Annotated in this window: 22 protein-coding genes and 1 tRNA gene; 16 read left to right on the top strand and 7 right to left on the bottom strand. The window is 69.0% G+C overall.

Annotation, left to right across the window (positions count from 1 at the left end):
- Positions 1 to 112 precede the first annotated feature (112 nt).
- Together BLV39_RS07025 and BLV39_RS07020 are read left to right on the top strand one after the other, a co-directional pair.
- Positions 113 to 571, top strand: coding sequence for a hypothetical protein (locus BLV39_RS07025; protein WP_090788545.1), 459 nt, complete (start codon positions 113 to 115; stop codon positions 569 to 571).
- Positions 572 to 681: 110 nt separating this feature from the next.
- A complete protein-coding gene (locus BLV39_RS07020; RefSeq protein WP_090788543.1) occupies positions 682 to 1,569 on the top strand; it encodes a hypothetical protein in 888 nt (295 codons plus the stop codon).
- 13 nt (positions 1,570 to 1,582) lie between these two features.
- On the opposite strand, the gene BLV39_RS07015 is transcribed toward BLV39_RS07020, so the two are convergent.
- A complete protein-coding gene (locus BLV39_RS07015; protein ID WP_090791227.1) occupies positions 1,583 to 2,386 on the bottom strand; it encodes an S-methyl-5'-thioadenosine phosphorylase in 804 nt (267 codons plus the stop codon).
- A 177-nt stretch (positions 2,387 to 2,563) separates the two neighbouring features.
- On the opposite strand from BLV39_RS07015, the gene BLV39_RS07010 reads away from it, so the two are divergent.
- The 3 genes from BLV39_RS07010 (at position 2,564) to BLV39_RS07000 (ending at position 7,367) form a co-directional block, all read left to right on the top strand.
- Positions 2,564 to 3,154: a YqgE/AlgH family protein gene (locus BLV39_RS07010; protein WP_239083740.1), complete on the top strand. Its 591-nt coding sequence runs from the start codon at positions 2,564 to 2,566 to the stop codon at positions 3,152 to 3,154.
- A 76-nt stretch (positions 3,155 to 3,230) separates the two neighbouring features.
- Positions 3,231 to 3,303, top strand: a tRNA-Ala gene (locus BLV39_RS07005).
- A 1,154-nt stretch (positions 3,304 to 4,457) separates the two neighbouring features.
- Complete coding sequence (locus BLV39_RS07000; protein WP_090788541.1) at positions 4,458 to 7,367, top strand: tetratricopeptide repeat protein; 2,910 nt, start codon at positions 4,458 to 4,460, stop codon at positions 7,365 to 7,367.
- A 125-nt stretch (positions 7,368 to 7,492) separates the two neighbouring features.
- Here the strand turns inward: BLV39_RS07000 and BLV39_RS06995 are convergent, their stop codons facing one another.
- The 4 genes from BLV39_RS06995 to BLV39_RS06980 form a co-directional block, all read right to left on the bottom strand.
- A complete protein-coding gene (locus tag BLV39_RS06995; protein WP_090788538.1) occupies positions 7,493 to 8,221 on the bottom strand; it encodes a PASTA domain-containing protein in 729 nt (242 codons plus the stop codon).
- A gap of 64 nt (positions 8,222 to 8,285) precedes the next feature.
- The gene (locus BLV39_RS06990) at positions 8,286 to 9,557 is read right to left on the bottom strand and encodes a chymotrypsin family serine protease (protein WP_143049663.1); all 1,272 of its coding nucleotides are present in this window, start codon (positions 9,555 to 9,557) and stop codon (positions 8,286 to 8,288) included.
- Positions 9,558 to 9,776: 219 nt separating this feature from the next.
- Positions 9,777 to 10,994, bottom strand: a complete 1,218-nt coding sequence (locus BLV39_RS43550) for an Imm21 family immunity protein (RefSeq protein ID WP_204082803.1) — start codon at positions 10,992 to 10,994, stop codon at positions 9,777 to 9,779.
- Positions 10,995 to 11,048: 54 nt separating this feature from the next.
- Complete coding sequence (locus BLV39_RS06980) at positions 11,049 to 11,489, bottom strand: hypothetical protein (protein WP_143049662.1); 441 nt, start codon at positions 11,487 to 11,489, stop codon at positions 11,049 to 11,051.
- Positions 11,490 to 11,842: 353 nt separating this feature from the next.
- Here BLV39_RS06980 and BLV39_RS43545 point away from each other — a divergent pair, with 353 nt between their 5' ends.
- Positions 11,843 to 12,268 carry a nucleoside deaminase gene (locus tag BLV39_RS43545; RefSeq protein WP_090788532.1) on the top strand — a complete coding sequence of 142 codons (426 nt, stop codon included), beginning with the start codon at positions 11,843 to 11,845 and terminating at the stop codon, positions 12,266 to 12,268.
- On the opposite strand, the gene BLV39_RS06970 is transcribed toward BLV39_RS43545, so the two are convergent.
- A complete protein-coding gene (locus BLV39_RS06970) occupies positions 12,261 to 12,884 on the bottom strand; it encodes a class I SAM-dependent methyltransferase (protein ID WP_090788530.1) in 624 nt (207 codons plus the stop codon). The two genes, BLV39_RS43545 and BLV39_RS06970, sit on opposite strands and share 8 nt — an antisense overlap.
- The gene (locus BLV39_RS06965; RefSeq protein WP_090788527.1) at positions 12,881 to 13,180 is read right to left on the bottom strand and encodes a DUF1330 domain-containing protein; all 300 of its coding nucleotides are present in this window, start codon (positions 13,178 to 13,180) and stop codon (positions 12,881 to 12,883) included. The genes BLV39_RS06970 and BLV39_RS06965 overlap by 4 nt, the downstream gene beginning before the upstream one ends.
- Positions 13,181 to 13,301: 121 nt before the next feature.
- Here BLV39_RS06965 and BLV39_RS06960 point away from each other — a divergent pair, with 121 nt between their 5' ends.
- The 10 genes from BLV39_RS06960 to BLV39_RS06915 all read left to right on the top strand — a co-directional run bounded on the left by BLV39_RS06960 (position 13,302) and on the right by BLV39_RS06915 (position 26,525).
- Positions 13,302 to 14,576 (top strand): MFS transporter, encoded by a 1,275-nt coding sequence (locus BLV39_RS06960; protein WP_090791224.1) that lies wholly within the window; start codon positions 13,302 to 13,304, stop codon positions 14,574 to 14,576.
- Positions 14,577 to 14,672: 96 nt separating this feature from the next.
- Positions 14,673 to 16,676 carry a molybdopterin oxidoreductase family protein gene (locus tag BLV39_RS06955; RefSeq protein WP_090788525.1) on the top strand — a complete coding sequence of 668 codons (2,004 nt, stop codon included), beginning with the start codon at positions 14,673 to 14,675 and terminating at the stop codon, positions 16,674 to 16,676.
- Complete coding sequence (locus BLV39_RS06950) at positions 16,673 to 18,073, top strand: FAD-dependent oxidoreductase (RefSeq protein WP_090788523.1); 1,401 nt, start codon at positions 16,673 to 16,675, stop codon at positions 18,071 to 18,073. Before BLV39_RS06955 ends, BLV39_RS06950 begins: the two co-directional genes overlap by 4 nt.
- Positions 18,070 to 20,514, top strand: coding sequence for a nitrite reductase large subunit NirB (gene nirB, locus BLV39_RS06945; protein WP_143049661.1), 2,445 nt, complete (start codon positions 18,070 to 18,072; stop codon positions 20,512 to 20,514). The genes BLV39_RS06950 and nirB overlap by 4 nt, the downstream gene beginning before the upstream one ends.
- A gap of 55 nt (positions 20,515 to 20,569) precedes the next feature.
- On the top strand, positions 20,570 to 20,896 hold the full coding sequence (gene nirD, locus BLV39_RS06940) for a nitrite reductase small subunit NirD (protein WP_090788521.1): 327 nt from the start codon (positions 20,570 to 20,572) through the stop codon (positions 20,894 to 20,896).
- Positions 20,893 to 21,978 carry a uroporphyrinogen-III synthase gene (locus BLV39_RS06935; RefSeq protein ID WP_090788519.1) on the top strand — a complete coding sequence of 362 codons (1,086 nt, stop codon included), beginning with the start codon at positions 20,893 to 20,895 and terminating at the stop codon, positions 21,976 to 21,978. The genes nirD and BLV39_RS06935 overlap by 4 nt, the downstream gene beginning before the upstream one ends.
- Before the next feature lie 304 nt (positions 21,979 to 22,282).
- Positions 22,283 to 22,927, top strand: coding sequence for a sirohydrochlorin chelatase (locus BLV39_RS06930; RefSeq protein ID WP_090788517.1), 645 nt, complete (start codon positions 22,283 to 22,285; stop codon positions 22,925 to 22,927).
- Between the two features lie 135 nt (positions 22,928 to 23,062).
- Positions 23,063 to 24,106: a LacI family DNA-binding transcriptional regulator gene (locus tag BLV39_RS06925; RefSeq protein WP_239083753.1), complete on the top strand. Its 1,044-nt coding sequence runs from the start codon at positions 23,063 to 23,065 to the stop codon at positions 24,104 to 24,106.
- 80 nt (positions 24,107 to 24,186) lie between these two features.
- Positions 24,187 to 25,500 carry an ABC transporter substrate-binding protein gene (locus BLV39_RS06920; protein ID WP_090788513.1) on the top strand — a complete coding sequence of 438 codons (1,314 nt, stop codon included), beginning with the start codon at positions 24,187 to 24,189 and terminating at the stop codon, positions 25,498 to 25,500.
- Positions 25,501 to 25,559: 59 nt separating this feature from the next.
- The gene (locus BLV39_RS06915; protein WP_090788511.1) at positions 25,560 to 26,525 is read left to right on the top strand and encodes a carbohydrate ABC transporter permease; all 966 of its coding nucleotides are present in this window, start codon (positions 25,560 to 25,562) and stop codon (positions 26,523 to 26,525) included.

Here is a 26,525-nt window from a genome sequence, read left to right as displayed (position 1 = left end):
GTGGGACCACAAGATCGCAGAGGGACGAACGGGTTCAGCCGTTCCCCTTTACAGCGCCGTGTGACCGCCGTCACTATCGGTGCAGAGGTCGCTTCAGACCAGGAGGTGTGCGGTGGGCGGCACACAACCGAGCTCTACCGACGCGTGGTCGCTGCAGGTGGCGCGGCGGCACCGGGCCGCACTGCTCCACGAGATCCATCTCTTCGAGCATGCGATCGCGTCGCCGAGCGCCGATCCCGGGTGGCGGCAGCGGGTGGGCACCCGGCTGCGGACGCTGCGCGGTGCGTTCGCCGAACACATCGTGGTGACCGAGGGCGAGGACGGGCTCTACGCCGAACTGCTCGCGCACGCGCCGCGGCTGCACCGCCGGGTCCAGATGCTCACCCGTGAGCACGCGGCGATCGCGGTGTCGATGTCGGCGATGCAACGCCGTGCCGACCTGCCGGGGTCGCGGGTGGACGAGCTGCGCAGGTGCGGTGGCGAGGTGCTGCGCGCACTGTCGAGGCACCGGCAGCGGGGTGCCGATCTGGTCTACGACGCGTACGAGACCGACATCGGGGGAGAAACCTGACCCGATCGGGTGATCTCGCGGAACCGGGGTGCCTCCTTCGCCGTCACATCCACATGGGTCTCGTACGCGCGGGTCGTCATCTTGCCGCCGTTGCCGGTGCTGTTCTCGTCGTGGCGCTGTCGGCGTGCGCCTCGACGGGTGGTGTCGGCGACGGCGGCGGGCCAGCGGTCTCGGACCGGCACGAGGCGATCGAGCAGTGGGCCGGTGAGGTGGCCGACGCCTGGTCGCCGACGTCCACGGCGTGGAAACAGGGGTACGTGCCGTTGCAGGAGCCGGTTTTCGTGGAGGGCTCGCTGACCGGGGCGGAGAAGCAGGCACTGGCGGCCGGCTGGTGGACGACGAAGGTCGCCTTGCCCACTGACCGGCCTTCGCCGGGGACGGTGGTGTTCCGCGACGGCTCGTTGAAAGCGCCGCTGCTGAGCGCCGCGTCGTCGTACCAGAAAATGGATATGGGTGATCCGCCTCCATGCGGTGTCACGCCTTCTCCAGTTGTGGTCCCCTCCGGTCCTGATGGCTCCGTGTCCGAGCCCGGCGGTGGTGACTGCGTCGGGCTGACCGTCTCCGGGGTGTCGCTGAGCACGATGGAGCTCCGCACCAGCCGCGGCGTCGCCACCGTGCCGGCGTGGCGGTTCGAGATCGACGGCGGGCGGGCGGTGCTGCACGCCGCGGTCGCCGACCCCGCACCGCTGCCTTCGCCGGCGGCGACGCCGACCAACCGCGAGGTGCCCGCCGGGATGGTCGCGGCCCAGAGCGTCACCGGGGCCGACAATCTGGACCTGCACTATTCGCTCGGTGTCGGTGCGTGCGACCACGACATCACCCCGATCGTCGTCGAGCGGCCGCACGTGGTCGTCGTCACCGGTGGCGTCACCCGGGATGACGGGACGTGCACGGACCAGCTCGTGATCTCGCCGGTGACGGCCTCCCTCACCGAGCCGCTGGGCGACCGGCCTGTGCTCGATGGTTTGAACGGGACGTTGTTGCCGATGGGCTCCTGACGTTCCGTGGGTCCTACGGCAGCTCGATCGGGAGCTTCAGGCCGTCGAGCGCGTGGCCGCACGGGCAGTCGCGGTCCAGGGGGATCGTTTTCAGGGCGTCCATCAGTACGCCACGCAGCTTCTCGGTGTTCTCGCCGAAGACGCGGAACACCTCCTCCTGGGTGACACCGTGGTCGCCCTCGACGCCGGCGTCGAGATCGGTGACCAGCGCGATCGTCGTGTAACAGAGGGCCAGCTCGCGGGCCAGCACGGCCTCCGGGTAGCCGGTCATGTTGACGACAGCGCCACCGATCTCGGTGAACCAACGGGATTCCGCGCGGGTCGAGAAGCGCGGACCCTCGATGACGACCATGGCGCCGCCGTCGGTGGCCGTGATCTGGTTCTTGCTGGTCGCCTGTTGGAGTGTTGCGCGGCCGACCGGGCAGTAGGGGTCGGCGAAGTTCACGTGCACCGCGCCTTCGTCGTAGTACGTCGCCACCCGGCTCGTCGTGCGGTCGACGAGTTGGTCGGGGATCACGAAACTGCCGGGGCCGAGCTCAGGACGCAGGCCGCCGACCGCGCACGGCGCGAGGATCTGGCGCACGCCGAGCGCGCGCAGGGCCCACAGGTTGGCGCGGTACGGGATCCGATGTGGCGGAAAGCGGTGGTCGCGACCGTGCCGGGGCAGGAAGGCCACTGTCCGGTCCCCGACGGTGGCCACTGTGATCGGGTCGGAGGGAGGCCCGTACGGGGTGTCCATCTCGTGTTCCGTGGCGTCGTCCAGAAGGGCGTAGAGACCCGAACCGCCGATTACCGCAAGCTCCGCACGTGCTGTCACTTTCATCCCTCTCGCCGAGGCTGTCAGCCTTAACCATGGCCGTAGGTCAGGCTAGGGTGCGATGCATGGCAACGACTCCCCGGATGTGTTGCGCGTGGATGGTCGACCCTGATGTCCTATCCAGGTGCGGCGGCGACGGGTCGTGGCCGCCCGCCGGTGGGTTCGGAGGGTAGGCGCGTGCAAGGCGAAGGGCAGGCGATCGGGGGCCGATCGATGGAGTCGATGACCGGTCGGCTCCTGGTGGCAACGCCAGCGCTCAAAGACCCCAACTTCGACCGCACGGTCGTCCTGCTGGTCGCCCACGAGCCCGGCGGGGCGCTGGGCGTCGTGCTCAACCGGGCCACCGAAGTGCCGGTCTCCGAGGTCCTGGGCGCCTGGGGCACCCTGGCCCGCGACCCCGCGGTGCTCTTCGAGGGCGGCCCGGTGCAACCCGAGTCGGCGATCTGCCTGGCCCGCATGCGGGCGCAGCGCCCCCGGATGCGCGGCTTCCACCCGGTGTCGGGCTCCATCGGCACGCTGGACCTGTCCATCGACCCGGACGCGATGCGGGAGAAACTGACCTGCATACGCGTTTTCGCCGGATACTCGGGCTGGTCGCCGGGCCAGCTCGAGGAAGAGATCCAGAGCGGCTCGTGGTTCGTCTTCGACGCCCTCCCGGGGGACGCCTTCGTAGACCGCCCGGACGACCTGTGGCCGATGGTCCTACGCCGCCAGGGCGGCATCCTGTCGGCGGTCGCCCACTTCCCGGCAGACGTAGCCCTCAACTGACCCACCCCCTGCGAGATGACCCACGGGTGGGGCATGTGTAATATTGCGCGAGTGCCCGGGACACCGGGTGCGATTTGGGGCCGTGGCGCAGCTGGTAGCGCACCACACTGGCAGTGTGGGGGTCAGGGGTTCGAGTCCCCTCGGCTCCACAAGTGGCCGGTGGATTTTGTTCGCTGATCGCGAACAAGATCCACCGGCCATTTGTGTCGCATCTTCCTATTCCGGGGGCGACCCCCGGACCCCACGGTGTGGTGGTCGCTCATCACGCGGACACCTGAGATCAGATCCGCCCAGGTTGGACTTAGTTCCCATTAAGGGCATTCTTCGTTTCTGGGGTTCGATCTCGCGGCTTCCGTGCTGGCGCAGGAAACCAGCGACATCGACCCAATCGAGACACGACTGCCACTAGGATTATTAGGCCACCTCCATGATCGGCTTCTACCACGCGTGTGGGACGAGTCAAACTGCTAGCTTGGTGCGCTACCAGCTGACGGTCGCAGGCATAAGGCCTCGCCTATCGTTAGGCATCGCGAGACCAGCGCATGGCGGTGCACATACTCTCCATACGCGGGAAGACAGTTGCCGCCATTGGGACCACTGATCACGATGGCGGACACTTGCCCTGTGTGGACGATGGACATAAGGTGATCGGCCCCAAGCGCTCGGGGAAGTTGCCGGTGTTTTCTAACGCAACGTTCTTCTGGGCGCGGGCATCTGCTCCAGCACGGGAGGCAACACAGCCGCAGCGGGCACCGTCTGCGTTGCGGACTACGCCGAGAAAATCCCGGCGCCTGGCGTGAGCTGCCAGCGGCATGCTCACGCGGGCCAAACACCACCGACTACCTAGTGAGGGTGTCCAGATGGCAGACACACAACGTGGGATGGGCCGCCGGGCCGCGGGGATTGGAGTCGGCCTGCTCCTGACTGGCTTGGGCGTCGGTGCGGCGGTCTGGGACCTCGATCGCGCAGACAAGATCGCAAGCATCGTCGGGGCGGCCGCCGGAACCTTCGGGCTGGCTTTGGCTGGATACAGCCTATGGGGAATGCGTCAGTCTCGTCCTGACCAGTCGATAGCCAGTACGACGATCGCTGGCGGTGTAACCCAGGTCCGCGGGACTACCGGAAATGTCCGCATCACGAGGATGACAGGGGACGTTGAAACGCGGCTGAAACCCATTAATCGACAGCCTACGCAGATCCCTCCGTTAGCTGAGCCTATCGGCGGTCAAACGATCTCCCAGTCTCAGATTGACGGTACTGTGACTCAAGTCGACGGAACTGGCGGCGATGTGGAGATCGAGCGATGACGTCCGATGCAACCACGCCAGCAGCCGGCCAGAACGTCATTAAGAGCATCGTAATTGGAGACCTTACTCAAGTAAGCGATGTCGGCGGAAACGTAATAATCTCAGGTCGTCGGCCGCCTTATCGCCTACACCGAAATGCCAGCTCCGATGTGACTCTGTCTCAGGATGCCGTTCGACGGCAGCCGAGCAAACTGCTGCTCGCGCGCAATCGCGTGATGCCGTTTGCAGGTCGTCAGAATGAACTGGAGGCGTTGGCTGAGTGGCTTGCGGAGAAATCGCACATGCTCGCGCGCCTTATACATGCCCCTGGCGGGCAGGGTAAGACCCGGCTCGCGATGGAGTTTGCTGACAGGTCATCCTTAGATGGCTGGGAGGTGTGGTGGGCAAGCCAAAACTCCGTGCGCTCCGCACCCACAACGATCCCCTTTGGCGCCAAGGGTCTTGTCGTCATAGTCGATTACGCCGACCGATGGATCGCGACGGATATCGTCGAATTGTGCAGCGACCTGAGTCAAGTCGCGATCCAAACATCGGCCAACGTTCGGCTCCTGCTACTCGCGCGCTCGGGCGGATTCTGGTGGGCGGCCTTGAGCGATCGACTCGAATCGAATCTCTACATTCAGGTCGACACTAAGGACCTTGCACCGCTCGACAGTGCGGTGGATGCCACCGCGATATATCGACAAGCGCAAACGGCTTTCGCGGAGACGATGGGTATTGACCTGCGGGATAACTACATCGAGTCTCCTGGTCTACTAGCCGACTCCGACAGTCGTGTTCTATCAATTCACATGGCGGCACTCGCCGCCCTTGACGCGAAGCGTCGCGAGCAGAGCCTCCCCACGACTCCCGAATCCGCCTCGTTGTACCTGCTCAGACGTGAATTTGCATACTGGACCGATTTGGGCAAAGACCTCGACGCCGCCGATCGGCAGAGCCCAATTACGATGCGCCGGGCAGTCTTCCTGGCTGGACTGGTCGGGGCGCTCGGCCGGCCTGCCGCTCGGCGGGCTATAGCGCGCTCGGAACTTACAGCAGGCGGGACGTCGCCCGACGCTATTATTGATGAGCATAAACGTTGCTATCCCCCAGGCGACCCGGCCGATGTGTTTGAGCCTCTGCGCCCGGAGCGACTGGTAGAAGACTTTGTTGCACTAACGGTGCCAGGTCACCATGTTCCTGACATCGAATCGGATGATTGGTGTCTGACTGCTGCCAGCAATCTGCTTCAACCGTCCGGTGAACCTGCGGATTATGCTCTTGCGGCGTCAGCATTGACGACGCTTGTGGAAACTAGCTTGCGCTGGCCTCATGTGGCAGATGCCGTACTTTGGCCGCTGCTTGAAGACCATCCCGAGCTGGCATTTGCGGCCGGCGGTCCCGTCCTCGCCACCATTGCCGACGTCTCAAAATCAGATGACATGCTTTTGAAGATCGCCAGCGCCGCGCCACCTGCTCCGTCATTCGACCTCGAGCCAGGTCTAGCAGCGTTGTCTTCGCGCACGATACAAGCTCGACTAGCGGCCGCCCAGGACGCACCTGCACGCGCGTCGCTTCTGTTAGAACATGGTCGACGACTAGCGAAGGCGGGCCAACGTGTTGAGGCCCACGATGCCAAGGCGGAGGCTACGGCCATTGCCCGGATCCTCTATGAGGAAGCTCCGGATGACCATGGCGTCCAATTCGCCGTTTCCCTCTCGAGCGTAGCGGAGGAGGCATCCGAGCTAGGCCGAAGTGTCGAGGCGTTACAAGCTAAATTAGAGGCCTTAGAAGTAATCCGTGCGCTTGCATCGCGAGGCGTTACTGTGCCCGCGACAGTTGCCGCGATGGTGATGTTGAACTTGAGCGTTGAGCACTCGAGGCTAGGTAATGCGGGAGAGGCCGCCAAATGGGCTGCAGAAGGGGTTAATGTTCAGCGGGCAGTTGTTGCAACCTCACAGGCTCCGGAGGAAGTAGGCACACTGGCTGGCGGGTTGCTCAATCTATCAATCGAGTTGACTGGGATTGGCGACGATGTGGGGTCGTTAGCTGCAGCTCGCGAGGCTATCGAGATTCTGGAGAAGCTTGCTGAATCCGATCGGCTGAGATGGCTTCCGGAACTCGCCCGAGCGTCAGACCGGATCTCCACTGTTCATTCCAATATGGGTAATCTCGACGAGTCTTGTAGCGCCGGGGAAGCGGCCGTTAGACTGTGTCGCGAGCTCGTTGGATTCAATCGGCGCTTGTTCCAGCACGCGCTAGCCGGATGCCTTGACAACCTGGCAATGGTTTATCAGGCAAGCGGGCGCTACCTCGATGCGCTTAATCTATCTGGCGAGGCGGTAGAGATTTATCGTCAGCTCGCCGCCTCGGATCGGATGGCATACGGCGTAGATCTTGCAATCGCATTGGACACGGTTGGGACTCTGCTGCGGGATGTTGGGCTCCCTCGAGAGTCAATCGATGTTCTTAGAGAGGCTTTAGGAGAATTAAGTGCGCTCGGCGCCACCGGGACAGGCCGATCAATTGACCTTTATGTCACCTCGTCGCTGTTAAACATGACCTTTAGCCTCTTGGCTTCCGGCTCGTCCGCCGAGGCCGCTACGGTGGCTGCCCACTCTGTTGTACTCTACGACCAACTTGTCGAGAAGCAACCAAAGTACACGTACCGCCTTGCCCAGGCATGCCTCCTCCACGCCGATGCGTTGATGGCATCTTCTCGTTATCTCGAAGCGCTGATCCCAGCGAGGCGTGCTGTGTCTATCTACGGCACCCTTTCCGAACAGCAACCAGGAAAATTTGCTAAGAGCCATTTAGAGGCACTGAATACCTATGCGATCTTGCACGCAAATCTCGATTTCTTCGATCAGTCGAAGGAGGCAGGCGAGGTTGCTGTCCGTCGATGGGATAACCGTCGCAGCGGCTGATAAAGATGCACGGGGTCAGCGGTTCGATCCCGGCGGCCTCCTCGCAGGACGCCAACTCGTTGTTGACCTGCGCCTGCGCAGTCCGGGTGGTCTTGTCACGTTAATGCGATCGGTGGGCGAACGGGCTAGCTACCGATCGCCCGCCTGGCCGGTCCCTGTTTGACCACGACCCGGTCGGCGTAGGCAGCCCGCAGAGCCGTCATCACGGCGTCGGTGATGTCGCCCTCCACCAGCACCGCGCACTCGGCCGGCTCGACGGTGACCGCATAGGCCTTCGAGGCGCGTAGGTCCGCGCGTTGGCCGATCTCGACGGCTAGCCGCGAGAGTTCCGCCCAGGTCGTCGTGCACCGCACGACGCGGTGTTTGCGGCCCGCCAGAGCCGGCTCTAGCCGGCGCAACGCTGCTGTGCCGGCTGGGCCGGCAATGACTCCGATGACGAACGTGCCGTCGGGATCGGCGGTGAGGCCGACGAAGTTGCGCCGGTCGGCGGCGACGAGTTCGTCGAGCGTGCCGCCGGGTTTGCCGGCCACCGCCACCTCGATCGTGTCGCCGAGGGCCACCGCGGTGCCCGGGGGCGGGTCGACTCGGACCACTGTGCCGAGTTGGCCCGTCGCGCCGGGGTCATAGGAGATCATCGGGACCACGCCTGCCTGGGCGGCGAGTTTGTCGACTGCGGCGGCATCTTGGCCGATCAGGTCGGGCACCGTTTGGGTCGATGAGGTGCTGGGCGCTGTCCGGTCGCCGAGGGCGGTCTCTTCGCTGTCGGCGCTGGGTGTCGCACAGGCCGCCAACAGCACGACGGTCGTCGCGACCAGCGTCAACGCGGCGAGGGCGCCGCCCGAACGACCGGACATCGTCAATCTCCTGTCATCGTCAGCGAAACGGGGATTGGACGGCCCAACTGCATCGGTCGGTTCCTCACGACGTCAGCACTGTCACCCCGAGGTGGGTTTCGATGCTGTTGAGCTTCTCGCCCAGCAGGTTGCGACCGCCGTCGTTGAAACCGATGATCATACCTAGGGCTACCGCGTTGCTCGCGCCGCTGCGTTGGTAGACCGGTCCCCCGGAGTCGCCTCCTCGGACCGTGATGTCGTTGGCTCGCCGCGCTCGCATGAGGCCGGTCGTGCAGCCGGCAGCGTCGCAGAGCTCGGCGTTGAGGTTGTTGACGATCAGGCCGCATACCGCACGCGTCACCATGCCGCTGAGGCACACGTTGTCGTTGATCGCGGGGATCTTGCGGGCCGTGACGTTGCGAACCGCGGGGCAGCACGGGTCGACGTGGATCGAGTTGTCGTAGGTCTCAGACGCGGAGCTGACGCCGATCATGTCCCAGGTCGGGTAGCCGGCCTCGCCCCAGGCAGCGCCCCAGAATTGGGTTGAGGACCAGACCTGGTTGCCGTTGTTGAAGCAGTGCCCGGCGCTCAGGCCGCCTCGTTGACCGTCGGCGTTGCGGCGCACGACGAAGCTCGTCGTGCAGATGTTGGAGTTGAGCGCGCCGGAGCCGGACCGCACGCCGGCACCGCCGTAGTGGGCCTCGCCGTCGTCGAGACGGCCGGCGCGGCTGCTGCCGCCGAGCGTCACCACCGCGAGCTCGCCAAGTTGCGTGCGGGCGGCCCCAGCCGCCGCGGCGGACCCGGGGTCGAATGACACGTGCAGGCGCGAGTCGTTGGCCTCGATGGCGAAGCTGAACGACGCCTGCGCGGCTTGCGGATGCCAGGCGCGGCCGTGGAGCAGATCCGCCGCTGCCGCGAGTCGCTTGCCGGAATAGCAACCCACGATCAGCGCCGTGCGGTACGCCCTGGTCAGCGGCGCCGCGTCGATCTTGGCCTGCAATGCAGCGGCCTTTGCGCGATATTCCGGTGTCACCACCGTGACGATCGTGCGGGTGTTGTGGTCGACCGTTGAGCCGATGTAGCCGCGACGCGCCAACTCCGCCGCGGTTTCCTTGCCGTCGGTCAGCCCGAACTGGGCCTGGACGGCCTTCTGAATGGCGTCGTTCGCCGCGGAAACGTGCGCCTGCCCCAGCCATTGGGCGTACGCGGGCGTGCCGTCGGCATTGGGCGTCATGCTGACGCGCGCCGGATCCGGACCCCGCACGGTGCAACTCGCGGCGGCCGCCGCGGTTGGCTGGACGACAAAGGCGACACCGAGCATGAGCCCGATGACGCCTATGTGGACTACCTTCCTCATGAGATCCCCCGATCAGGAATAGAAGGTTGCCCATACCGTATGGCGCCCGCCAGGCGTCGTTGGTCGGCTATTCGGTTGGCATGTACGGTCGTCAATCCGACCAGGACGGGGATTGCACCGGCGACCGGGTCGACAGTGCCCGGAGAGGGCCACAAAGCATGACAGGAGCCATGCTGACAGGTCCCGATCGAAGGTCCGATGCGAGCCGATCGAGTGGATTCAGATCAGCTGATCCGCGACCTGGGTCGACGCGCTTGGTGCCTTGGGGACCAGTTGGGCGAGGACCATGGCCGTCACTTCGTCCGGCTCGATGTGGGCTGTGCGGACCTCGTAGGTGCCCGGCTCGACGGTGATGGCCAATCGTGGTGCGGCCTCGCGATCGGTGCCGACCAGGGTTGAGTCGAACATCTCGACCGGCTCCGTGAGGAGCCACTCGCCGACCGTCTCCCAAGCGGCTGATTCGATGGCCTGTGGGACGAGGCTGATCAGGTCCGCTTCGGATCGGGCCGAGATCCAGCGCACGAAGGTACGGCTGTCCGCCAGGTACGTGGTGGCCGCCGGCTCGTCGGCCAGCACCAGTGCCTTGGTCTCACCCACGGGGATCAGGCCGGCATAGCCGTCCACGCCGCACGCGCGGCCGTAGTCGCCCCAGTCGTCCGAATCCGAGTTCGCCCTGAAGAGGTCGCCCGTGCCGTGCCAGTGCGGCAGCGCCGACGCCGGGACCACGACGAGCGGACCGCCGGTCGAGTCGATCCAGGGCAACTCGTTACGGCGCAACCGGGTGGTGGAGATGGCGTGCGCGAGGTCGTGCAACGCGTCGATGACCACCTGCGCTCCGGCGTCAGTCAGGCGCTCGGCCGCGCCTGGCTTGGTCGCGTACCCGATGGCGGTGATCCCTGCTTGCCTGGCCGCTGCCACGCCGGTGGCCGTCGCGCTTACGAACAGACAGTCGGTCCCCAACGCCTCGACGGCTCGCGCGAGCGCCGTCGGGAGGGCGGGATCGGCACCGTCACGGCCGATGACGGGGGCGAAGTACCGCTCTCGGTCGCGGCGCCGCAGATAGGCGTGGATCGCCTCAGTCGAGGTGTCACTCACGATGGCGAGCCCGCGTTCGGTATGGACGCACGCCCGCACGACGTCGAACGCGCCCAGCGTCGTCTCGGCGCCGGTCGCCGCCTCGAGCTCAACGACCCGCAGCGCGGCCTCGACCTCTCCGGCCAGGTGCGGTGCGAGCCGCGTGGTGGCCTCCAGCAGGGCGAGCGGAGCTAACTCCCCGGCGACATCGACACCATGGCCGGCGAGCATCCGCCGCAAGTCGGAGCCGACCCGCGCCGCCGTCCGAGTGTTGAAGACATTGCAGATAGGCCCGTCGAAATCCAGCAGAATGATCGCGGCCGCCTCGGTAAGCGCGGCCAGCCTGCCCGTCGGACCCGTCATGATCGGCAAGCTATCACCGCGCATGCGAGTCCGACGGCGGCGAGAGACAAGCGGTCAGACTGCCGCGCAGGCGGTGTTCAGTTCCTTGACTGCGGCTTCCAGGTCTTTCTTGCTGGGCTTGGCGTTAGCGGATTTGTTCGTCTCCTCGCCCAGGTTCATCATTTCCTGCTGAACCTTGTCGGCGGCGGCGCTGACGGCCTCGTTGGCGCCGATGGAGTGCGCGATGATCGCGGCCGAACCGGCGATCCACTGTGCACTGACCGCGATGTGGCCCGCCGGAGGTCCGATCTTCTCGGCCTTGGCGATCTTATCCGCGTTGTCTTCGAGGTCTTTTTTGATGTCGGTGCAGGCTTTCGCGGTGACAGCGTCGTCGGCCGCGCTGTTGGGCGGAAGCGCGCTCGATGTGTCCGACGGCGCCGCGGTCGGGGCCGGCGAGTTCGTGGGCTCCTCCGACTTGGGCTGCGGATCGCAACCTGACATCGCGATCAACGCCACGACGGCCACGCTGCTCAAGAAAAGCTGGGTTCGACGCATTGGTATTTCCCCCGTGTTCTTCATGTCGGGCGGCACGCTACCAGTCGCTGTCAACGAGCTTGAATCAATTAATGGGACGCCTGTCGTCGCTCGCCAAGGCTGGCCAGTTCTGCGGCCCACGGTCAGCCGCCTTTGCCGGCCACTGGCGCGACAGTCATCCTCAACAGCTCAGGCACCTATGGGAAGGGCCACGGCCCCAACCAGCGGAGGAACGTCGAACGGGTGCAGCGTGGGTCGGCCTGCGCCCAAATGTCGGGCATCAGTGTTTACCCTGGGACGCGTTCCGCTCGCGAGGAAAGCAGAAATGGGGATCCGTGGATCAACGAGACGAGCAGTATCTGCGCCGCGCTATCGCGTTGGCGGCGGCCGCACCCGGGGTCGGCGGGCGGCCGTTCGGGTCACTGCTGGTGGGGCCCGACGGCAGTGTCCTCGCCGAGTCGCACAACACCGTGCCTGGTGACGGCGACATCACGGCTCATCCCGAGCTCAAGCTCGCCCGTTGGGCCGCCCGCGAGCTCGAACCGTCGACGGCAGCCGGGACCACTATGTACACGAGCTGTGAACCCTGCGACATGTGCTCGTACGCGATCGATCGTGCCGGGCTTGGCCGCGTGGTGTTCGCCCTGTCGGGCGAGCAGTTCCTGGAACTTTCCCGGGTCGCGAACCCGAAACGAGTGGAGCGCGACGGTCCCGCGCTGTTCGACGAGGCACGCGCCCCGATCGACGCGTTCTTCAGCTGATCTGTTTGCGGGCGTGGATGCGCTCGACCGAGCCCGCCTTGCCTCGCTCGTCCTCCACGATCTCGAATCCGGCGGCCTCGACCAGAGGTAACTGCCGCCGGGTGAAGTGTTCGCCCGCTACCGGGACCGTGATTCGCTCCAGGAGCCATTGCCCGGCGTGGATGGGTGGCCAGGTGCTGCCGATGTGGTCCACCAGCAGGAGGGTGCCGCCGGGTACGAGTACCCGGCGCATCTCCGCGATGGCCGCGCGCGGGTCCGGGATCGAGCACAGCGCGAACGCGCACACGACCGTGTCGAACGACGCGTCGGCGAAGGGCAGGTGTTCGGCGTCGCCCTCGCGCAGGGCGGCGGGATGGCCCAGGTCGGCGGCGCGGCGGCGGGCGATGGCCAGCATCTCCGGGCTGAGCTCGATGCCGGTGACCGTGGTGTCGGGTCCGTAGTGGGACAGGTTCAGGCCGGTGCCGATCGCGACCTCCAGGACCCGGCCGTGCGCGCGTTGGCCGAGCCACTCACGCCCGCCGGCGAACCAGATCCGCTCGAGGAACGCGATCTGCCGGTCGTACGTGGATGCGTTCCTGTCCCACACCCGCTTCTGTTTGTCCGTCGCCGAGCTCATGTGGATCCGTCCAGGGCGTTCAGGATGCGGATGTCGCGTTCGGCGCCGTCACCCAACTCGGTCAGCGCCGCCTGATAAGCCTCGCTGTGATAGGCCGCGACCGCGGCTTCGGCGCTGTCGAAGCGGATGACCGTGGTGCGCAGCGCTGACGTCCCCTCCAGCACGTGGACCGGGTTGCCGCGGGCAAGGAACACCCCGCCCGCTGCCCGCATCGCCGGGCCCGCCAGCTCGATGTAGCGCGCGAGCTTGGTTTCGTCGTGTATGGCGCTGAATGTGTTGATCCAGTAGGCGGTCACCCATCAATCATGCTGCGGGCCGCACCTATCCAAGCCAGAACGAGCGTGGTGATGCCGATTTCACCGGCACCGCACACCAGCGGTCACGGCGACGCAACGGACGAGCACGACAGTGACCGCCATGACGACCGCTGTCACCCAGGTCCGGCCCGCCGAGCAGCGTGGCTGGATAACCGACTGGCATCCCGACGACGAACACTTCTGGGCCTCGACCGGCCGCTGGGTCGCCCGGCGCAATTTGGTCTGGTCGATCGTCGTTGAGCATCTGGGCTTCTCGGTCTGGCTGCTCTGGAGCGCGGTCGCCGTCAGCCTGCCGGCCGCCGGGTTCGCGTTCTCCGTCGACCAGCTCTTCTGGCTCGTCGCCCTGCCCAACCTGGTCGGCGCCGCGATGCGGATCCCGTACACGGCGGCGGTGGCGCGGTTCGGCGGGCGGAACTGGACGACCGTCTCCGCCGCGCTCCTGCTGATTCCGATCGGGCTGATGCTCGCCTGCGTGACCAACCCCGGCACGCCCTACTGGGCGTTCGCCGTAGCCGCAGCCACCGCGGGGCTCGGCGGCGGGAACTTCGCCTCGTCGATGGCGAACATCTCCTACTTCTATCCGGAGCGCCACAAGGGCCTCGCGCTCGGCGTCAACGCGGCCGGCGGGAACCTGGGCGTGGCCGTCGTGCAGTTCGCGGTGCCGCTGGTGGTCGTCGCCGGGATCGGCTACGCCCCGCTGTTGTGGCTGGTGCCGGTGCTGCTGGCCACCGGCTTCGCCTGGCTGCGGATGGACAACCTGGCCGTCTCCCGGGCTCCACTGCGGCAGCAGGCCGTCGTGCTCCGGGACAGGCACACGTGGGTGATGTCGTTCCTCTACATCGGAACGTTCGGAAGCTTCATCGGGTATTCGGCGGCGCTGCCGTTGCTGATCAAGGCCGAGTTCCCCGCCGTGGCCGGCGTGCACTTCGCCGCGCTCGGCCCGCTGGTCGGCTCGGCGGCGCGACCGGTCGGCGGCTGGCTCGCGGACCGGTTCGGCGGCGCCCGGGTCACCGTCGCGGCCTTCGTCGTGATGGCCGCCGGCGTGGGCGCGGTGCTGGTCGGTCTGCGCGCCAACAGCTTCGCCCCGTTCCTCGCCGCGTTCCTGCTGCTCTTCGTGGCCAGCGGGATCGGCAACGGTTCGACGTACCGGATGATTCCGGCGATCTTCCGCGATCGGGACGGCGCCGCCGCGGCGGTCATCGGGATCGCGGCCGCGGTCGGCGCGTTCGGGGGGTTCCTGATCCCGCGTGGGTTCGGCATGTCGATCGCCCGGACCGGGTCGATCGAATCCGCGCTGCTGGTCTTCCTGGCCGGCTACGCCGTCTGCGTGGTAGTGACCTGGTGGTACTACCTGCGCCGGCCGACCGAGGTCTGATCTCACCGCCGCACGGAGGTCGATGTGATGCGCGATTTTCAACCCGGTAACAGCCGGGAGTCGACCCCGAAACGGCAGCTCGGGAGGGTGGCAAGCATGTCCGACACCCACTGCCCCTACTGCGCGCTCCAGTGCGCGATGAGGTTGCGGGCCAGTGCGGACGGGGTCGTCGTCGAGGCGCGCGACTTCCCCACCAACCGGGGTGGCCTGTGCCAGAAGGGCTGGACGTCGGCCGACCTGCTGCGCCACCCCGACAGGCTCACCACACCCTTGGTCCGGCACGGCGAGACGTTGCGGTCGGCGACGTGGGCGGAGGCGCTCGATCGGGTGGTCAACGGCATCGGCGCGATCCAGGAGCGGCACGGGCGCGACGCCGTCGCGGTCTTCGGCGGGGGTGGGCTGACCAACGAGAAGGCGTACGCACTCGGCCGGTTCGCCCGGGTCGCCCTGCGTACGCGCACGATCGACTACAACGGGCGGTTCTGCATGTCGTCGGCCGCCGCGGCCGGCAACCGGGCGTTCGGCCTCGACCGTGGGCTGCCGTTCCCGGTCGAGGACATCGCCGCGGCCGACGCGGTGCTGCTGGTCGGCGCGAACCCCGCCGAGACGATGCCGCCGTTCGTGCGCCACCTGGGCGGCGACGGGCTGATCGTCGTCGACCCTCGGCGCACCGCCACCGCCCGGTTGGGCGCGCTGCACCTCCAACCGACTCCCGGCACCGACCTGGCGCTCGCCAACGGGCTCCTGCACATCGCGATCACCGAGGGACACGTCGACCGGGGGTACGTGGACGCGCGCACCAACGGCTTCGACGAGGTGCGCGCCGCGGTGGCCCAGTGGTGGCCGGCCCGGGTCGAGCGGCTGACCGGAGTGCCGGTGGCCGACCTGTACGCGGCCGTCGAACGCCTCGCCGGCGCCCGGCGGGCGATGGTGCTCACCGCCCGCGGCGCGGAGCAGCACGCCAAGGGCACGGACACCGTCACCGCGTTCGTCAACCTCGCGCTCGCCCTCGGGCTGCCCGGGCGGCCCGGCTCCGGCTACGGCTGCCTGACCGGGCAGGGCAACGGGCAGGGCGGACGCGAGCACGGGCAGAAGGCCGACCAGCTCCCCGGCTACCGGCGCATCGACGACCCGGCCGCCCGCGCGCACGTGGCCAAGGTGTGGGGCGTCGCCCCCGAGGACATCCCGGGTCCCGGTCCGTCGGCGTACGAGCTGCTCAGCTCGGATGCCGTCCGGGCCCTGCTGGTGTTCGGGTCCAACCCGGCGATCTCCGCGCCCCGGGCGGCCGGCGTGCGGCGCTGGCTGGGCGACCTCGACCTGCTGGTGGTCGCGGACTTCGTGCTCTCCGAGACGGCCGCGCTGGCCGACGTGGTGCTGCCGACCGCGCAGTGGGCCGAGGAGGACGGCACGATGACCAACCTCGAGGGTCGGGTGATCCGCCGCCGCCGGCTGTCGGAGCCACCAGAAGGCGTGCGGACCGACCTCGCCGTGCTGGCCGAGCTGTCCGGCCGGTTGGGCGCGCCGACCTCGGACGACCCGCGGAGAGTCTTCGACGAGCTGCGCCGCGCCAGCGCCGGCGGGGTGGCCGACTATGCCGGGATCACCTACGAGCGGATCGACGCCGAGGGTGGGGTCTTCTGGCCCTGCCCCGACGAGTCGCACCCCGGCACGCCGCGCCTGTTCCTCGACCGGTTCGCCACGCCGGACGGCCGCGCCCGGTTCGTGCCGGTCGAGCACCGGCCGGCGGCCGAGGAGCCCGACGCCGACTTCCCGCTATACCTGACGACCGGGCGGGTGCTGACCCAGTACCAGTCCGGCGCGCAGACCCGGCGGATCACCGCGCTGCCCGGCGACCCGTACGTGGAGCTCCACCCCGACCTCGCGGCCCGGATCGGGATCGACGACGGCGCTTCGGTCACGGTCGCCACGCGGCGCGGGAGCACGACGGCGCCGGCCCGGGTGAGCGCGACGATCCGGGCCGACACGGTCTTCATGCCGTTCCACTACGGCGGCGCGAACCTGCTCACCAACCCCGCGCTCGACCCGATCTCCCGCATGCCGGAGTTCAAGGTCTGTGCGGCGAAGGTGACGCCGGCATGAGGGTGCTGGTGGTGGGCTACGGGATGGCGGGCTCGCGCGCGGTCGCGGAACTGCGGGCGCGCGACACCGACGTCAAGGTCACCGCCCTGGGTGCTGAGCCGCATCGGCCGTACAACCGGATCCTGTTGTCTTCCCTGCTCGCTGGGAAGGTCGGCGAGGACGACCTGGCCATCGCGGCCGCGCCGGCCGGCGCCGACGTGCGGCTGGGCGAGCCGGTGGTCGCCGTCGACCCCGGGCGCCGGATCGTGCGTACGACCCAAGAGGAGCACGAGTACGACGCGCTGGTGCTCGCCACCGGTGCCGTGCCGGTGATTCCACCGCTGAACGGGCTCGACGCGGCCAACGTGCACGCCTTTCGCACCCTCGACGACTGCCGGCGGATCGCGGCCAGTGCCCGAGACGCACAAAGGGCCGTGGTCCTCGGCGGCGGGCTGCTCGGGTTGGAGGCGGCCCGCGGGCTGGCCGGACGCGGCCTGGCCGTCGACGTCGTCCACCTGGGCGCGCATCTCATGGAACGGCAGTTGGACGGCGACGGCGGCCGGGTGTTGGCCCGCACGTTGGCCGGGCTAGGGATCCGGGCGCACCTGGGCGCCGGCGCCCGCGAGTGGACGGGCGACGCGCTGCACCTGTCCGACGGCAACCGGATCCCGGCCGACCTGCTCGTGCTCGCCTGCGGTGTGCGGCCGGACACCCGGCTCGCCGCCGCGGCCGGGCTCGCCGTCGGCCGCGGCATCCTCGTCGACGACGCGATGCGGACCAGCGACCCGCACGTGTACGCGATCGGCGACTGCGCCGAGCATCGCGGCACGGTCTACGGCCTCGTCGCACCGGCCTGGGACCACGCGGCGACCGTCGCCGACCGGATAACCGGTGGCCGCGCGGCGTACCGGGGATCGCGGGTGCTCACCCGGCTCAAGGCGAGCGGCGTCGACCTCGCCGCCATGGGCTCGCCGGAGGCCGGCGCCGACGCCGAGGTGGTCAGCTTCGCGGACCCGGCCCGCGGCACGTACGCCCGCCTGGTCATCCACGAGAACCGGATCACCGGCGCCGTGCTGCTCGGCGACAACCCGGCGGTCGGCACCGTGGTGCAGCTCTTCGACCGCGACGCCGAGGCGCCGGCCGACCGGCGGTCGCTGTTGCTCGGCCGTTCCTACGGCGCCGACCCGCCGGCCGCGACCGACTCCCCCGCGCTGATGCCGGACGCCGCCGTCGTCTGCCGCTGCAACACGGTGCGGAAGGCGGCCATCACGGCGGTGTGGCGGGCCGGCGGGCGGACCGTCGCCGACGTCGTCGCGGCGACCCGGGCCACGACCGGCTGCGGAGGTTGCCGGGACGCGGTGTGTGGACTCGTCGACTGGCTGTCCACGGTGGATCCAGACACGGAGGTCGCGGCATGAGACTGGTCGTCGTCGGCAACGGAATGGTCGGGCAGCGGCTCATCGAGGCGCTCGCCGCCCGCGACACGGACGGCCGCTGGTCGGTGACCGTGCTGGCCGAGGAGCATCGGCGGGCGTACGACCGGGTGCGGTTGTCGGCCTATTTCGAGGGTGCGACGGCCGAGGACCTCACCCTCGCCCCCGCCGGCGTGCCGTCCGGCACCGACATCCGGCTGGGCGAGCCCGTGCTGGCGGTGGACCGCGCGGCGCGGGTGGTGCGGACGGCGGCCGGGTCGTACCCGTACGACGCGCTGGTTCTCGCGACCGGATCGTTCCCGTTCGTGCCGCCGGCGCCGGGCCGCGACGCCCGCGGTTGCTTCGTCTACCGCACGCTCGACGACCTGGAAGCTTTGCGGGAGTACGCGAACGGCCGGTCGGACGGCATCGTCGTCGGTGGCGGCCTGCTCGGGCTCGAAGCGGCCAACGCCCTGCGATTACTGGGATTGCGGACCTCGGTGGTCGAGTTCGCGCCCCACCTCATGCCCATGCAGCTCGACCCGGCCGGTGGGGCGATGCTGCGCCGCCGGATCGAGGAGCTCGACATCGCGGTGCACACCGGCACGGGGGTGACCGCGATCGCCACCGACGGGGACCGGCTGCGCGTCGACACGGCCGGAGAGCTGGCCCTGGAGGCGGATCTGGTGGTCTTCGCGGCCGGCGTGCGCCCGCGCGACGACCTGGCTCGGACCGCAGGCCTCGCGGTCGCCGAACGCGGCGGGATCCTGGTCGACTCCTCGTTGCGGACCAACGACCCCGCCGTGTTCGCGATCGGCGAGTGTGCCGCCGTCGAGGGGCGCTGCTACGGGCTGGTCGCGCCCGGCTACGCGATGGCCGACGTCGTCGTCGACCGGCTGCTGGGCGGGGCCGCGGCCTTCGGTGGGGCCGACACGTCGACCAAGCTCAAGCTGCTCGGGGTCGACGTGGCCAGCTTCGGCCGGACGGCGGGTGCGCTCGACGTCGTGTACGCCGACCCGGCCAACGGCCTCTACGCGAAGCTGGCGTTGACCGACGACGCCGGGACACTGCTCGGCGGGATCCTGGTCGGGGACGCGACCGCCTACGGCGCGCTGCGGGCCGCCGTCGGTGGGCCGGTGCCGGGCAAGCTGGCCGACTTCCTCTCCGCCGGTGCACCGGACGTGGCCTTGCCGGGTCACGCGCAGGTGTGTAGCTGCAACAACGTGACCAAGGACGCCGTGTTGGCCGCGATCGGCGACGGGTGCGGCGACGTGCCGGCGGTCAAGGCGTGCACCCGGGCCGGCACCACCTGCGGGTCGTGCGTGCCGCTGCTCAAGTCGCTGCTCGCCGAGGCCGGGGTCGCGCAGTCGACGGCGTTGTGCGAGCACTTCGCGTACACGCGTCAGGAGCTCTTCGATCTGGTCCGGGTACGCGGGATCCGCACGTTCTCGGCCCTGGTCGCCGGGTACGGCACCGGACGCGGCTGTGACATCTGCAAGCCCACGGTGGCCTCGATCCTGGCCTCGCTCGGCAACGGGCATATCCTCGACGGTGAGCAGGCCGCGCTGCAGGACACGAACGACCATTTCCTGGCCAACATCCAGCGCGACGGGACCTATTCGGTGGTGCCGCGGATTCCCGGCGGCGAGATCACGCCCGAGCGGCTGATCGTGATCGGCGAGGTCGCCCGCGACTTCGGGCTCTATACGAAGATCACTGGAGGGCAACGGATCGACCTGCTCGGGGCGCGGGTCGAGCAGCTTCCGGACATCTGGCGGCGGCTGGTCGCGGCCGGGTTCGAGTCGGGCCACGCGTACGGGAAGGCGTTGCGCACGGTGAAGTCGTGTGTCGGCTCGACGTGGTGCCGCTACGGGGTGCAGGACTCGGTCGGGCTGGCCGTGGCGCTGGAGCTGCGCTACCGGGGTCTACGGGCGCCACACAAGATCAAGTCGGCAGTGTCCGGCTGTGCCCGCGAGTGCGCGGAGGCCAGGAGCAAGGACTTCGGGATCATCGCGACGGAACAGGGCTGGAACCTCTATCTCGGCGGCAATGGCGGCTTCCGGCCTCGGCACGCCGACCTGTTCCTGTCTGATGTGGACACCGACACGCTGGTCCGGACGGTCGACCGCTTCCTCATGTACTACATCCGCACGGCCGACCGCCTGCAACGCACCGCGGCCTGGATCGAGGGCCTCGACGGCGGCCTGGACCACCTGCGCGCCGTCATCGTCGACGACCGCCTGGGGCTGTGCGCCGACCTCGACGCGGCGATGGCCCGCCACGTCGCCGCACACACCGACGAGTGGCGGGACGTGCTGGAGGACCCGGTGAAACTGCGGCGCTTCGTCTCGTTCGTCAACGCGCCGTCGACGCCGGACCCGTCGATCTCCGTCGGCCGTGAGCGGGGCCAGCCCGTGCCGCTGCGCCTCCCGGCGGTGCGGCGATGACCGTCGGCCGTGAGCGGGGCCAGCCCGTGCCGCTGCGCCTCCCGGCGGTGCGGCGATGACCGTCGTCTGGACGCCGGTGTGCCGGTTCGCGGACCTGCTCGCGGAGCGCGGCGTGGCCGCCCTGATCGGCGACGCGCAGGTGGCGGTGTTCCGGCTGCATGACGACCGCCTGCGGGCGATCGGCAACCGCGACCCGGTCAGCGGGGCGCACGTGCTGTCCCGGGGCGTCGTCGGCAGCCGCGGGGACCGTGCGGTGGTCGCGTCGCCGATGCACAAGCAGGCGTACGACCTGGACACCGGCGAGTGCCTGGACGCTGACGCGCGCGTGCCGGTGTTCCCGATCCGGGTACGCGGCGGCGTCGTCGAGGTAGGCACGGCGTGACGCCGCTGCTGGGCTTCACCGTCGCGATCACCGCGGAACGGCGGCGCGACGAGCTCGGCGCGCTGCTGGAACGCCGCGGCGCCCGGGTGGTTTCGGCCCCCGCCATCACCATCATCCCGTTGCTGGACGACGCCGCGCTGCGCACCGCCACGGTCGCCTGCGTCGAGCACGCCCCGGACATCGTCGTCGCGACCACCGGCATCGGCTTCCGCGGCTGGCTGGAGGCGGCCGAGGGCTGGGGCGTCGGCGAGGCGCTGCGCGGCGGCCTGGGAACGGCCCGGCTCATCGCGCGGGGCGCCAAGCCCTGCGGCGCGATCCGGGCCGCCGGGCTCACCGAGCAGTGGTCGGCGCCGACCGAGTCGTGCGCGGAGATCCTCGACAAGCTGCTGGCCGAGGGCGTGGCGGGCAGGCGGATCGCGGTGCAGCTTCACGGCGGGCCGCAGGACGAGTTCACCACGGCGCTCCGGGCGGCCGGCGCGGACGTCGTCGAGGTGCCCGTCTACCGCTGGACGGCCCGGGAGGACCAGGAGCCGCTGCGCCGCCTGGTCGACCAGATCGTCGCCGGGCAGGTCGACGCGGTCACGTTCACCAGCGCGCCGGCGGTCATCGCGCTGCTCGACGCCGCCGGCGATCGGGCGCCGGCCGTGCTCGACGCGTTCGGGGATCGGGTCCTGGCCGCCTGCGTCGGGCCGGTCACCGCGGCGCCGCTGCGGGAGCGGGGCGTGCCGACGCTGGTGCCCGACCGGGCGCGGCTGGGGGCGCTCGTCCGAGCCGTCACCGACGCGCTGCCCGCCCGCGCCCGCCGGCTGGTGGTCGCCGGCCGGGAGGTCGAGCTGCGCGGCCATGCGGCGATCGTCGACGGGGAATACCTCCCGCTGGCGCCGGCCTCGATGGCCGTGCTGCGAGCGCTCGCCGCCCAGCCCGGCACGGTCGTCTCCCGGGCGCGGCTCGCCTCGGCCCTGCCCAGCGGCACCCAGGGAGCCATCGACATGGCCGTGGCCCGACTGCGGTCGTCGCTAGGTGCCGCCAACCTGGTCGAAACCGTGATCAAGCGCGGCTACCGCCTGCGAGTGCCGGCATGACCCTGACCCGCCCCGCGCACGGGCGGACCGCTCGACCACGCCTTGGCCCGCGACCTCACCCGCCGGCTCGCGCGGCGCTGGGCCGCGTGCCACCTGCCGGCGCCGGCACGACCCTGACCCGCCCCGCGCACGGGCGGACCGCTCGACCACGCCTTGGCCCGCGACCTCACCCGCCGGCTCGCGCGGCGCTGGGCCGCGTGCCACCTGCCGGCGCCGGCATATCCCTGGCGCTCGCCCACGGCGCCCGCGTGCCGGCCGACCATGCCATGCGGCGTCGGACCGTGTGCCGCCTACGGGCGTCGGCATGACCCTGGTGCTCGTCGCCCACGGCACTCGCGTGCCGGCTGGCCAGGCGCAGGTCCGTGACCTGGCCCGGCGGGTGGCGCGGCGCTACGACGGGGCTGTGCGGCTGGCTTACGTGGATGTCCAGGAGCCGCACGTGCGCGACGTCGCGGCCGGTCCGGCGGTGGTCGTTCCCTTGCTGTTGACTACCGGCCACCATGTCCGGGTCGACATCGCCGAGGCCTTCGCGGGCCTCGGCGCGGCCGTCGCGCCGCCGCTCGGCACCGCTGGGCGTCTCCTCGGTGTGCTGGCCGACCGGCTCGCCGCGGCCGGGCCGGCGGACGCGGTCGTCCTGGCCGCCGCCGGGTCGAGCGACCCCTGGTCCCGGGCCGAGGTCGACGCCACGGCCGCGGCCCTGCCGGTCCCGGCGACCGTCGGCTACGCCGCGTCCGCGGCCCCCACGGTGCCCGACGCCGTCCGGGCGCTGCGGGCCGACGGGGCCGACCGCGTCCTGATCTTGACCTATCTGCTGGCCGACGGCCGCTTCCACCAGGCACTACACCGAGCCGGCGCCGACGTGGTCACCCCGCCGCTGGCAGACCACCCGGCGGTCGTCGACGTCGTCCTGGATCTCGCCCGCGAACCCGTCGGGACATCTCCCGCCTGACCCGCGTTGGACATCAGCTATTGACGCCGCCGTAACACGTGACTTACGGTCCCATCGAACCGGTTAGTCGAAACGCTTCGACGATCGGACGGGAGCGATCCCACTGCAGGCCAAAGGAGGTGCGCGGTGGCTACCATGCATGACGTCGCCCGCCTTGCGCGCGTCTCCGTCAGCACGGTGTCTTACGTGCTCACCGGCACCCGGCCGATCTCCGACGCCACCCGCGCGCGGGTGCTCGAGGCCATGGCCGAGCTCGACTACCAGCCCAACGCGATGGCCCGCGGCCTGGCCACCCGGCGCAGCCGGATAGTCGGCCTGTTGATGCCCATGAGCGAGCGCGGTTTCGGTGCCACCGAGACCGCTTTCGTGACCGGAGCGGCGGCCGCCGCCAGCGACGCGGGCTACCACCTGGTGCTCTCGCCCATCGGCGCCGGCGACCTCGACGACCTGCGCCGGCTCGCCAGCCAGCGGATGGTCGACGGAGTGGCGCTGATGGAGGTCCAGATCGAGGACGGCCGGGTCGGCGTCCTCCAGGAAACCGGCGTCCCGCTGGTGCTGATCGGCCGGACCAGCGACACCACCGGCCTTTCGTACGTGGACATCGACTTCGACCAGACCGTCCGCGAGGCCGTCGACCACCTGGTCGGCCTCGGCCACCGCCGGATCGTCTACGTGAACCACTCGGCCGCGACCATCGCGGCCGGTTACGGGCCGGCCCTGCGCACCCGGGACTCGTTCGTCGCGGCGATGACCGGCTACGGCCTGGAGCCCCTGATGATCCCGGCCGAGGACAGCGCCGCCGGCGGCCGGGCCGCGCTCGCCCAGGCGATGACGCAAGCCCCCGACCTCACCGCCGTCCTGGCCATGAACGAGAACGCCATCTTCGGCATCCTGGCCGAGCTCGCCGTGCGCCGCCGGGCCGTACCCGGTGATGTCTCGGTGGTCTCGATGGTGACCTCGCCGGCGGTGGCCGAACTGGCCTATCCCGCCCTGACCGCGATGACCTCGCCCGGCTCGGCGCTGGGCCGGATCGCGGTGGAGGCGCTGCTGCGCCAGCTCGACGGCACCGGCGCCCACCATCAACAGCTGTTGCCGTGCGCATTGGAGGTCCGGGGCTCGACGTGCCCGGCCGCACGGCCCGACAACGAACTGACCGGCACGGGGTTGCCGGGCGGTTGACAGGCGACGGCCCGCCGCCGCGCTGCCACGCAACGGCGGGCCAGTAAGTACCGGGCTCGATACTCATCAGGAGGATAGCAATGGGGCGATTCCGCAAGCTGGGCGTCGCGGTCGCGTTGGCCGCGATAGCCGGCACGACGCTGGCCGCGTGCGGCAGCGACGGAGGCGGCAGCAGCAGCGAAGGCAGTGACGCGAAGGTTCTCAAGCTCTGGCACTACGAGAGTGAGAACAGCGCCATGGGTATCGCCTGGGACAAGGCGATCGAGATCTTCAAGACCGAGCACCCCGGTGTGCAGGTGACGTTCGAGCGCAAGGCGTTCGAGCAGATCCAGCAGAACGCCGGCATGATCATTAACTCGGACGAAGGTCCGGACATCATGGAGTACAACAAGGGCAACGCCACCGCGGGCCTGCTGTCCTCCCAGGGTCTGTTGACCGACCTGACCGAAGAGGCCACCAAGCGTGGCTGGGACAAGGAGCTCAGCTCCAGCCTGCAGACCACCGCCCGCTACAGCGACAAGGGCGTGATGGGCGAGGGCAACTGGTACGGCGTGCCGAACTACGGCGAGTACGTGATGGTCTATTACAACAAGGACCTGTTCGACAAGAACGGCGTCACCGTGCCCACCACGTACGACGAGTTCACCCAGGCGATGGACAAGTTCGTCAGCAAGGGCATCACGCCGCTGGCCGAGGCCGGTGCCGAGTACCCCGCCGGGCAGCTCTTCTACCAGCTCGCGCTGAGCAAGGCGGACCGCAAGTTCGTCGACGACTACCAGCTCTACAAGAACCCGGTCGACTTCAAGGCCGACCCGCTGAAGTACGGCGCGGAGACCTTCGCGGACTGGGTGAGCAAGGGCTACGTCTCCAAGGAGTCGGCGAGCCTCAAGGCCGAGGACATGGGCACCGCGTTCATCTCCGGCAAGGCTCCGATGATCGTCTCCGGTAGCTGGTGGTACGGCCGCTTCAAGGACGAGATGAAGGCGAACTGGGACTCGTTCCTGTTCCCCGGCAACAAGTTCAGCGCCGGCTCGTCGGGCAACCTCTGGGTCGTTCCGACCAGCAGCAAGGCCAAGGGCCTCGCGTACGACTTCATCGACATCACCATGCGCCCGGAGATCCAGGCGCTGATCGGCAACAACGGTGGTGTTCCGGTGGCGGCCGACGCGTCGCAGATCACCGACCCGAAGAACAAGAAGCTGATCGAGAACTTCAACACCGTCAGCTCGCAGGACGGTCTGGCCTTCTACCCGGACTGGCCGGTCCCCGGCTACTACGACGTGCTGGTCTCGGGCTTCCAGAGCCTGATCAACGGGTCCAAGACGCCCGACCAGGTGCTCGACGCGATCGCCAAGCCGTACGACGACGGCGTCAAGGAGATCACCGGTAAGTAAGTCGGCATAGGGCGCACCGGCTACGGCCGGTGCGCCCGTCCCGCCGGGAAGGATCTCCCATGGCACTCACCGAGACCTCGGCCGCCCAGCAAAGGCCGGCCGCCCCCGCCGCACCGAAGCCGCCAAAGCGCAAGCGAAGCGGCGCCGGTTACTGGCTCTACCTGCTGCCCGGCGCACTGCTGTTCCTGGTCGTCATCGGCGGCCCGCTGATCGCCACGGTCTACCTGTCGCTGACCAAGTGGTCCGGCATCGGCGACCCGACGTTCATCGGCTTCGACAACTACACGCGGCTCTTCCAGGACGAGGTGTTCTGGCAGTCGTTCAAGAACACCGTCGCCATGATCATCGCGATGGTGGTCGTACCCACGCTGGCCGGTCTGGTGCTCGCGTCCGTCCTCTTCGACGTGATCGGGCGCAAGTTCAAACCCCGCACCGCCTCCGCCCTGCGCGCCGCGTTCTACCTGCCGCAGGTGCTCCCGGTCGTGGTGGCCGGCATCGTCTGGGGCTGGATCCTGCGGCCCGACGGCGCGTTCAACGGCCTGCTCGACGTGATCGGTCTGGGCGCGCTGCGGCACGACTGGCTCGGTGACCCGGACACCGCCCTGCCGAGCGTCATGGGCGTGATGATCTGGGTGCAGATCGGCTATCCGGTCGTCGTCTTCATGGCGGCGCTGCAACGCGTCGACCCGGAACTGCACGAGGCCGCCGAGGTCGACGGGGCCAACTGGTGGCACCGCTTCCGGGCCATCACCCTGCCGCAGATCCGGCCCGAGACCTTCGTGGTCGCGCTGACCTGCACGATCGCCGCGCTGAAGGTGTTCGGCCCGGTGTTCGCGCTGACCCGCGGCGGTCCGGAGAACGCGACCAACGTGCCCTCGTACTTCGCTTACTACACGTTCTTCAAGAAGCTCCAGGTCGGCTACGGCTCGGCGATCTCCACCGTGTTGACGCTGATCATCATCATCGTGGCCGCGGTGTTCATCTACCTGCAGTACCGCAACGAGCGCCAGGACCGGGAGGTCTGA

It is taken from the genome of Asanoa ishikariensis (genome assembly GCF_900107455.1).
In the GTDB taxonomy this organism is placed as follows: Bacteria; Actinomycetota; Actinomycetes; order Mycobacteriales; family Micromonosporaceae; genus Asanoa; species Asanoa ishikariensis.
This window is presented reverse-complemented; position numbering and strand designations above follow the sequence as displayed.

Bases quoted from the DNA above. Each gene is read 5' to 3' on its own strand.
- BLV39_RS07000 (WP_090788541.1), top strand. From the start codon at position 4,458: ATGACGTCCGATGCAACCACGCCAGCAGCCGGCCAGAACGTCATTAAG.
- BLV39_RS06995 (WP_090788538.1), bottom strand. From the start codon at position 8,221: ATGTCCGGTCGTTCGGGCGGCGCCCTCGCCGCGTTGACGCTGGTCGCG.
- BLV39_RS06990 (WP_143049663.1), bottom strand. From the start codon at position 9,557: ATGAGGAAGGTAGTCCACATAGGCGTCATCGGGCTCATGCTCGGTGTC.
- BLV39_RS43550 (WP_204082803.1), bottom strand. From the start codon at position 10,994: ATGACGGGTCCGACGGGCAGGCTGGCCGCGCTTACCGAGGCGGCCGCG.
- BLV39_RS06970 (WP_090788530.1), bottom strand. From the start codon at position 12,884: ATGAGCTCGGCGACGGACAAACAGAAGCGGGTGTGGGACAGGAACGCA.
- BLV39_RS06960 (WP_090791224.1), top strand. From the start codon at position 13,302: ATGACGACCGCTGTCACCCAGGTCCGGCCCGCCGAGCAGCGTGGCTGG.
- BLV39_RS06955 (WP_090788525.1), top strand. From the start codon at position 14,673: ATGTCCGACACCCACTGCCCCTACTGCGCGCTCCAGTGCGCGATGAGG.
- BLV39_RS06950 (WP_090788523.1), top strand. From the start codon at position 16,673: ATGAGGGTGCTGGTGGTGGGCTACGGGATGGCGGGCTCGCGCGCGGTC.
- nirB (WP_143049661.1), top strand. From the start codon at position 18,070: ATGAGACTGGTCGTCGTCGGCAACGGAATGGTCGGGCAGCGGCTCATC.
- nirD (WP_090788521.1), top strand. From the start codon at position 20,570: ATGACCGTCGTCTGGACGCCGGTGTGCCGGTTCGCGGACCTGCTCGCG.
- BLV39_RS06930 (WP_090788517.1), top strand. From the start codon at position 22,283: ATGACCCTGGTGCTCGTCGCCCACGGCACTCGCGTGCCGGCTGGCCAG.
- BLV39_RS06925 (WP_239083753.1), top strand. From the start codon at position 23,063: ATGCATGACGTCGCCCGCCTTGCGCGCGTCTCCGTCAGCACGGTGTCT.
- BLV39_RS06920 (WP_090788513.1), top strand. From the start codon at position 24,187: ATGGGGCGATTCCGCAAGCTGGGCGTCGCGGTCGCGTTGGCCGCGATA.
- BLV39_RS06915 (WP_090788511.1), top strand. From the start codon at position 25,560: ATGGCACTCACCGAGACCTCGGCCGCCCAGCAAAGGCCGGCCGCCCCC.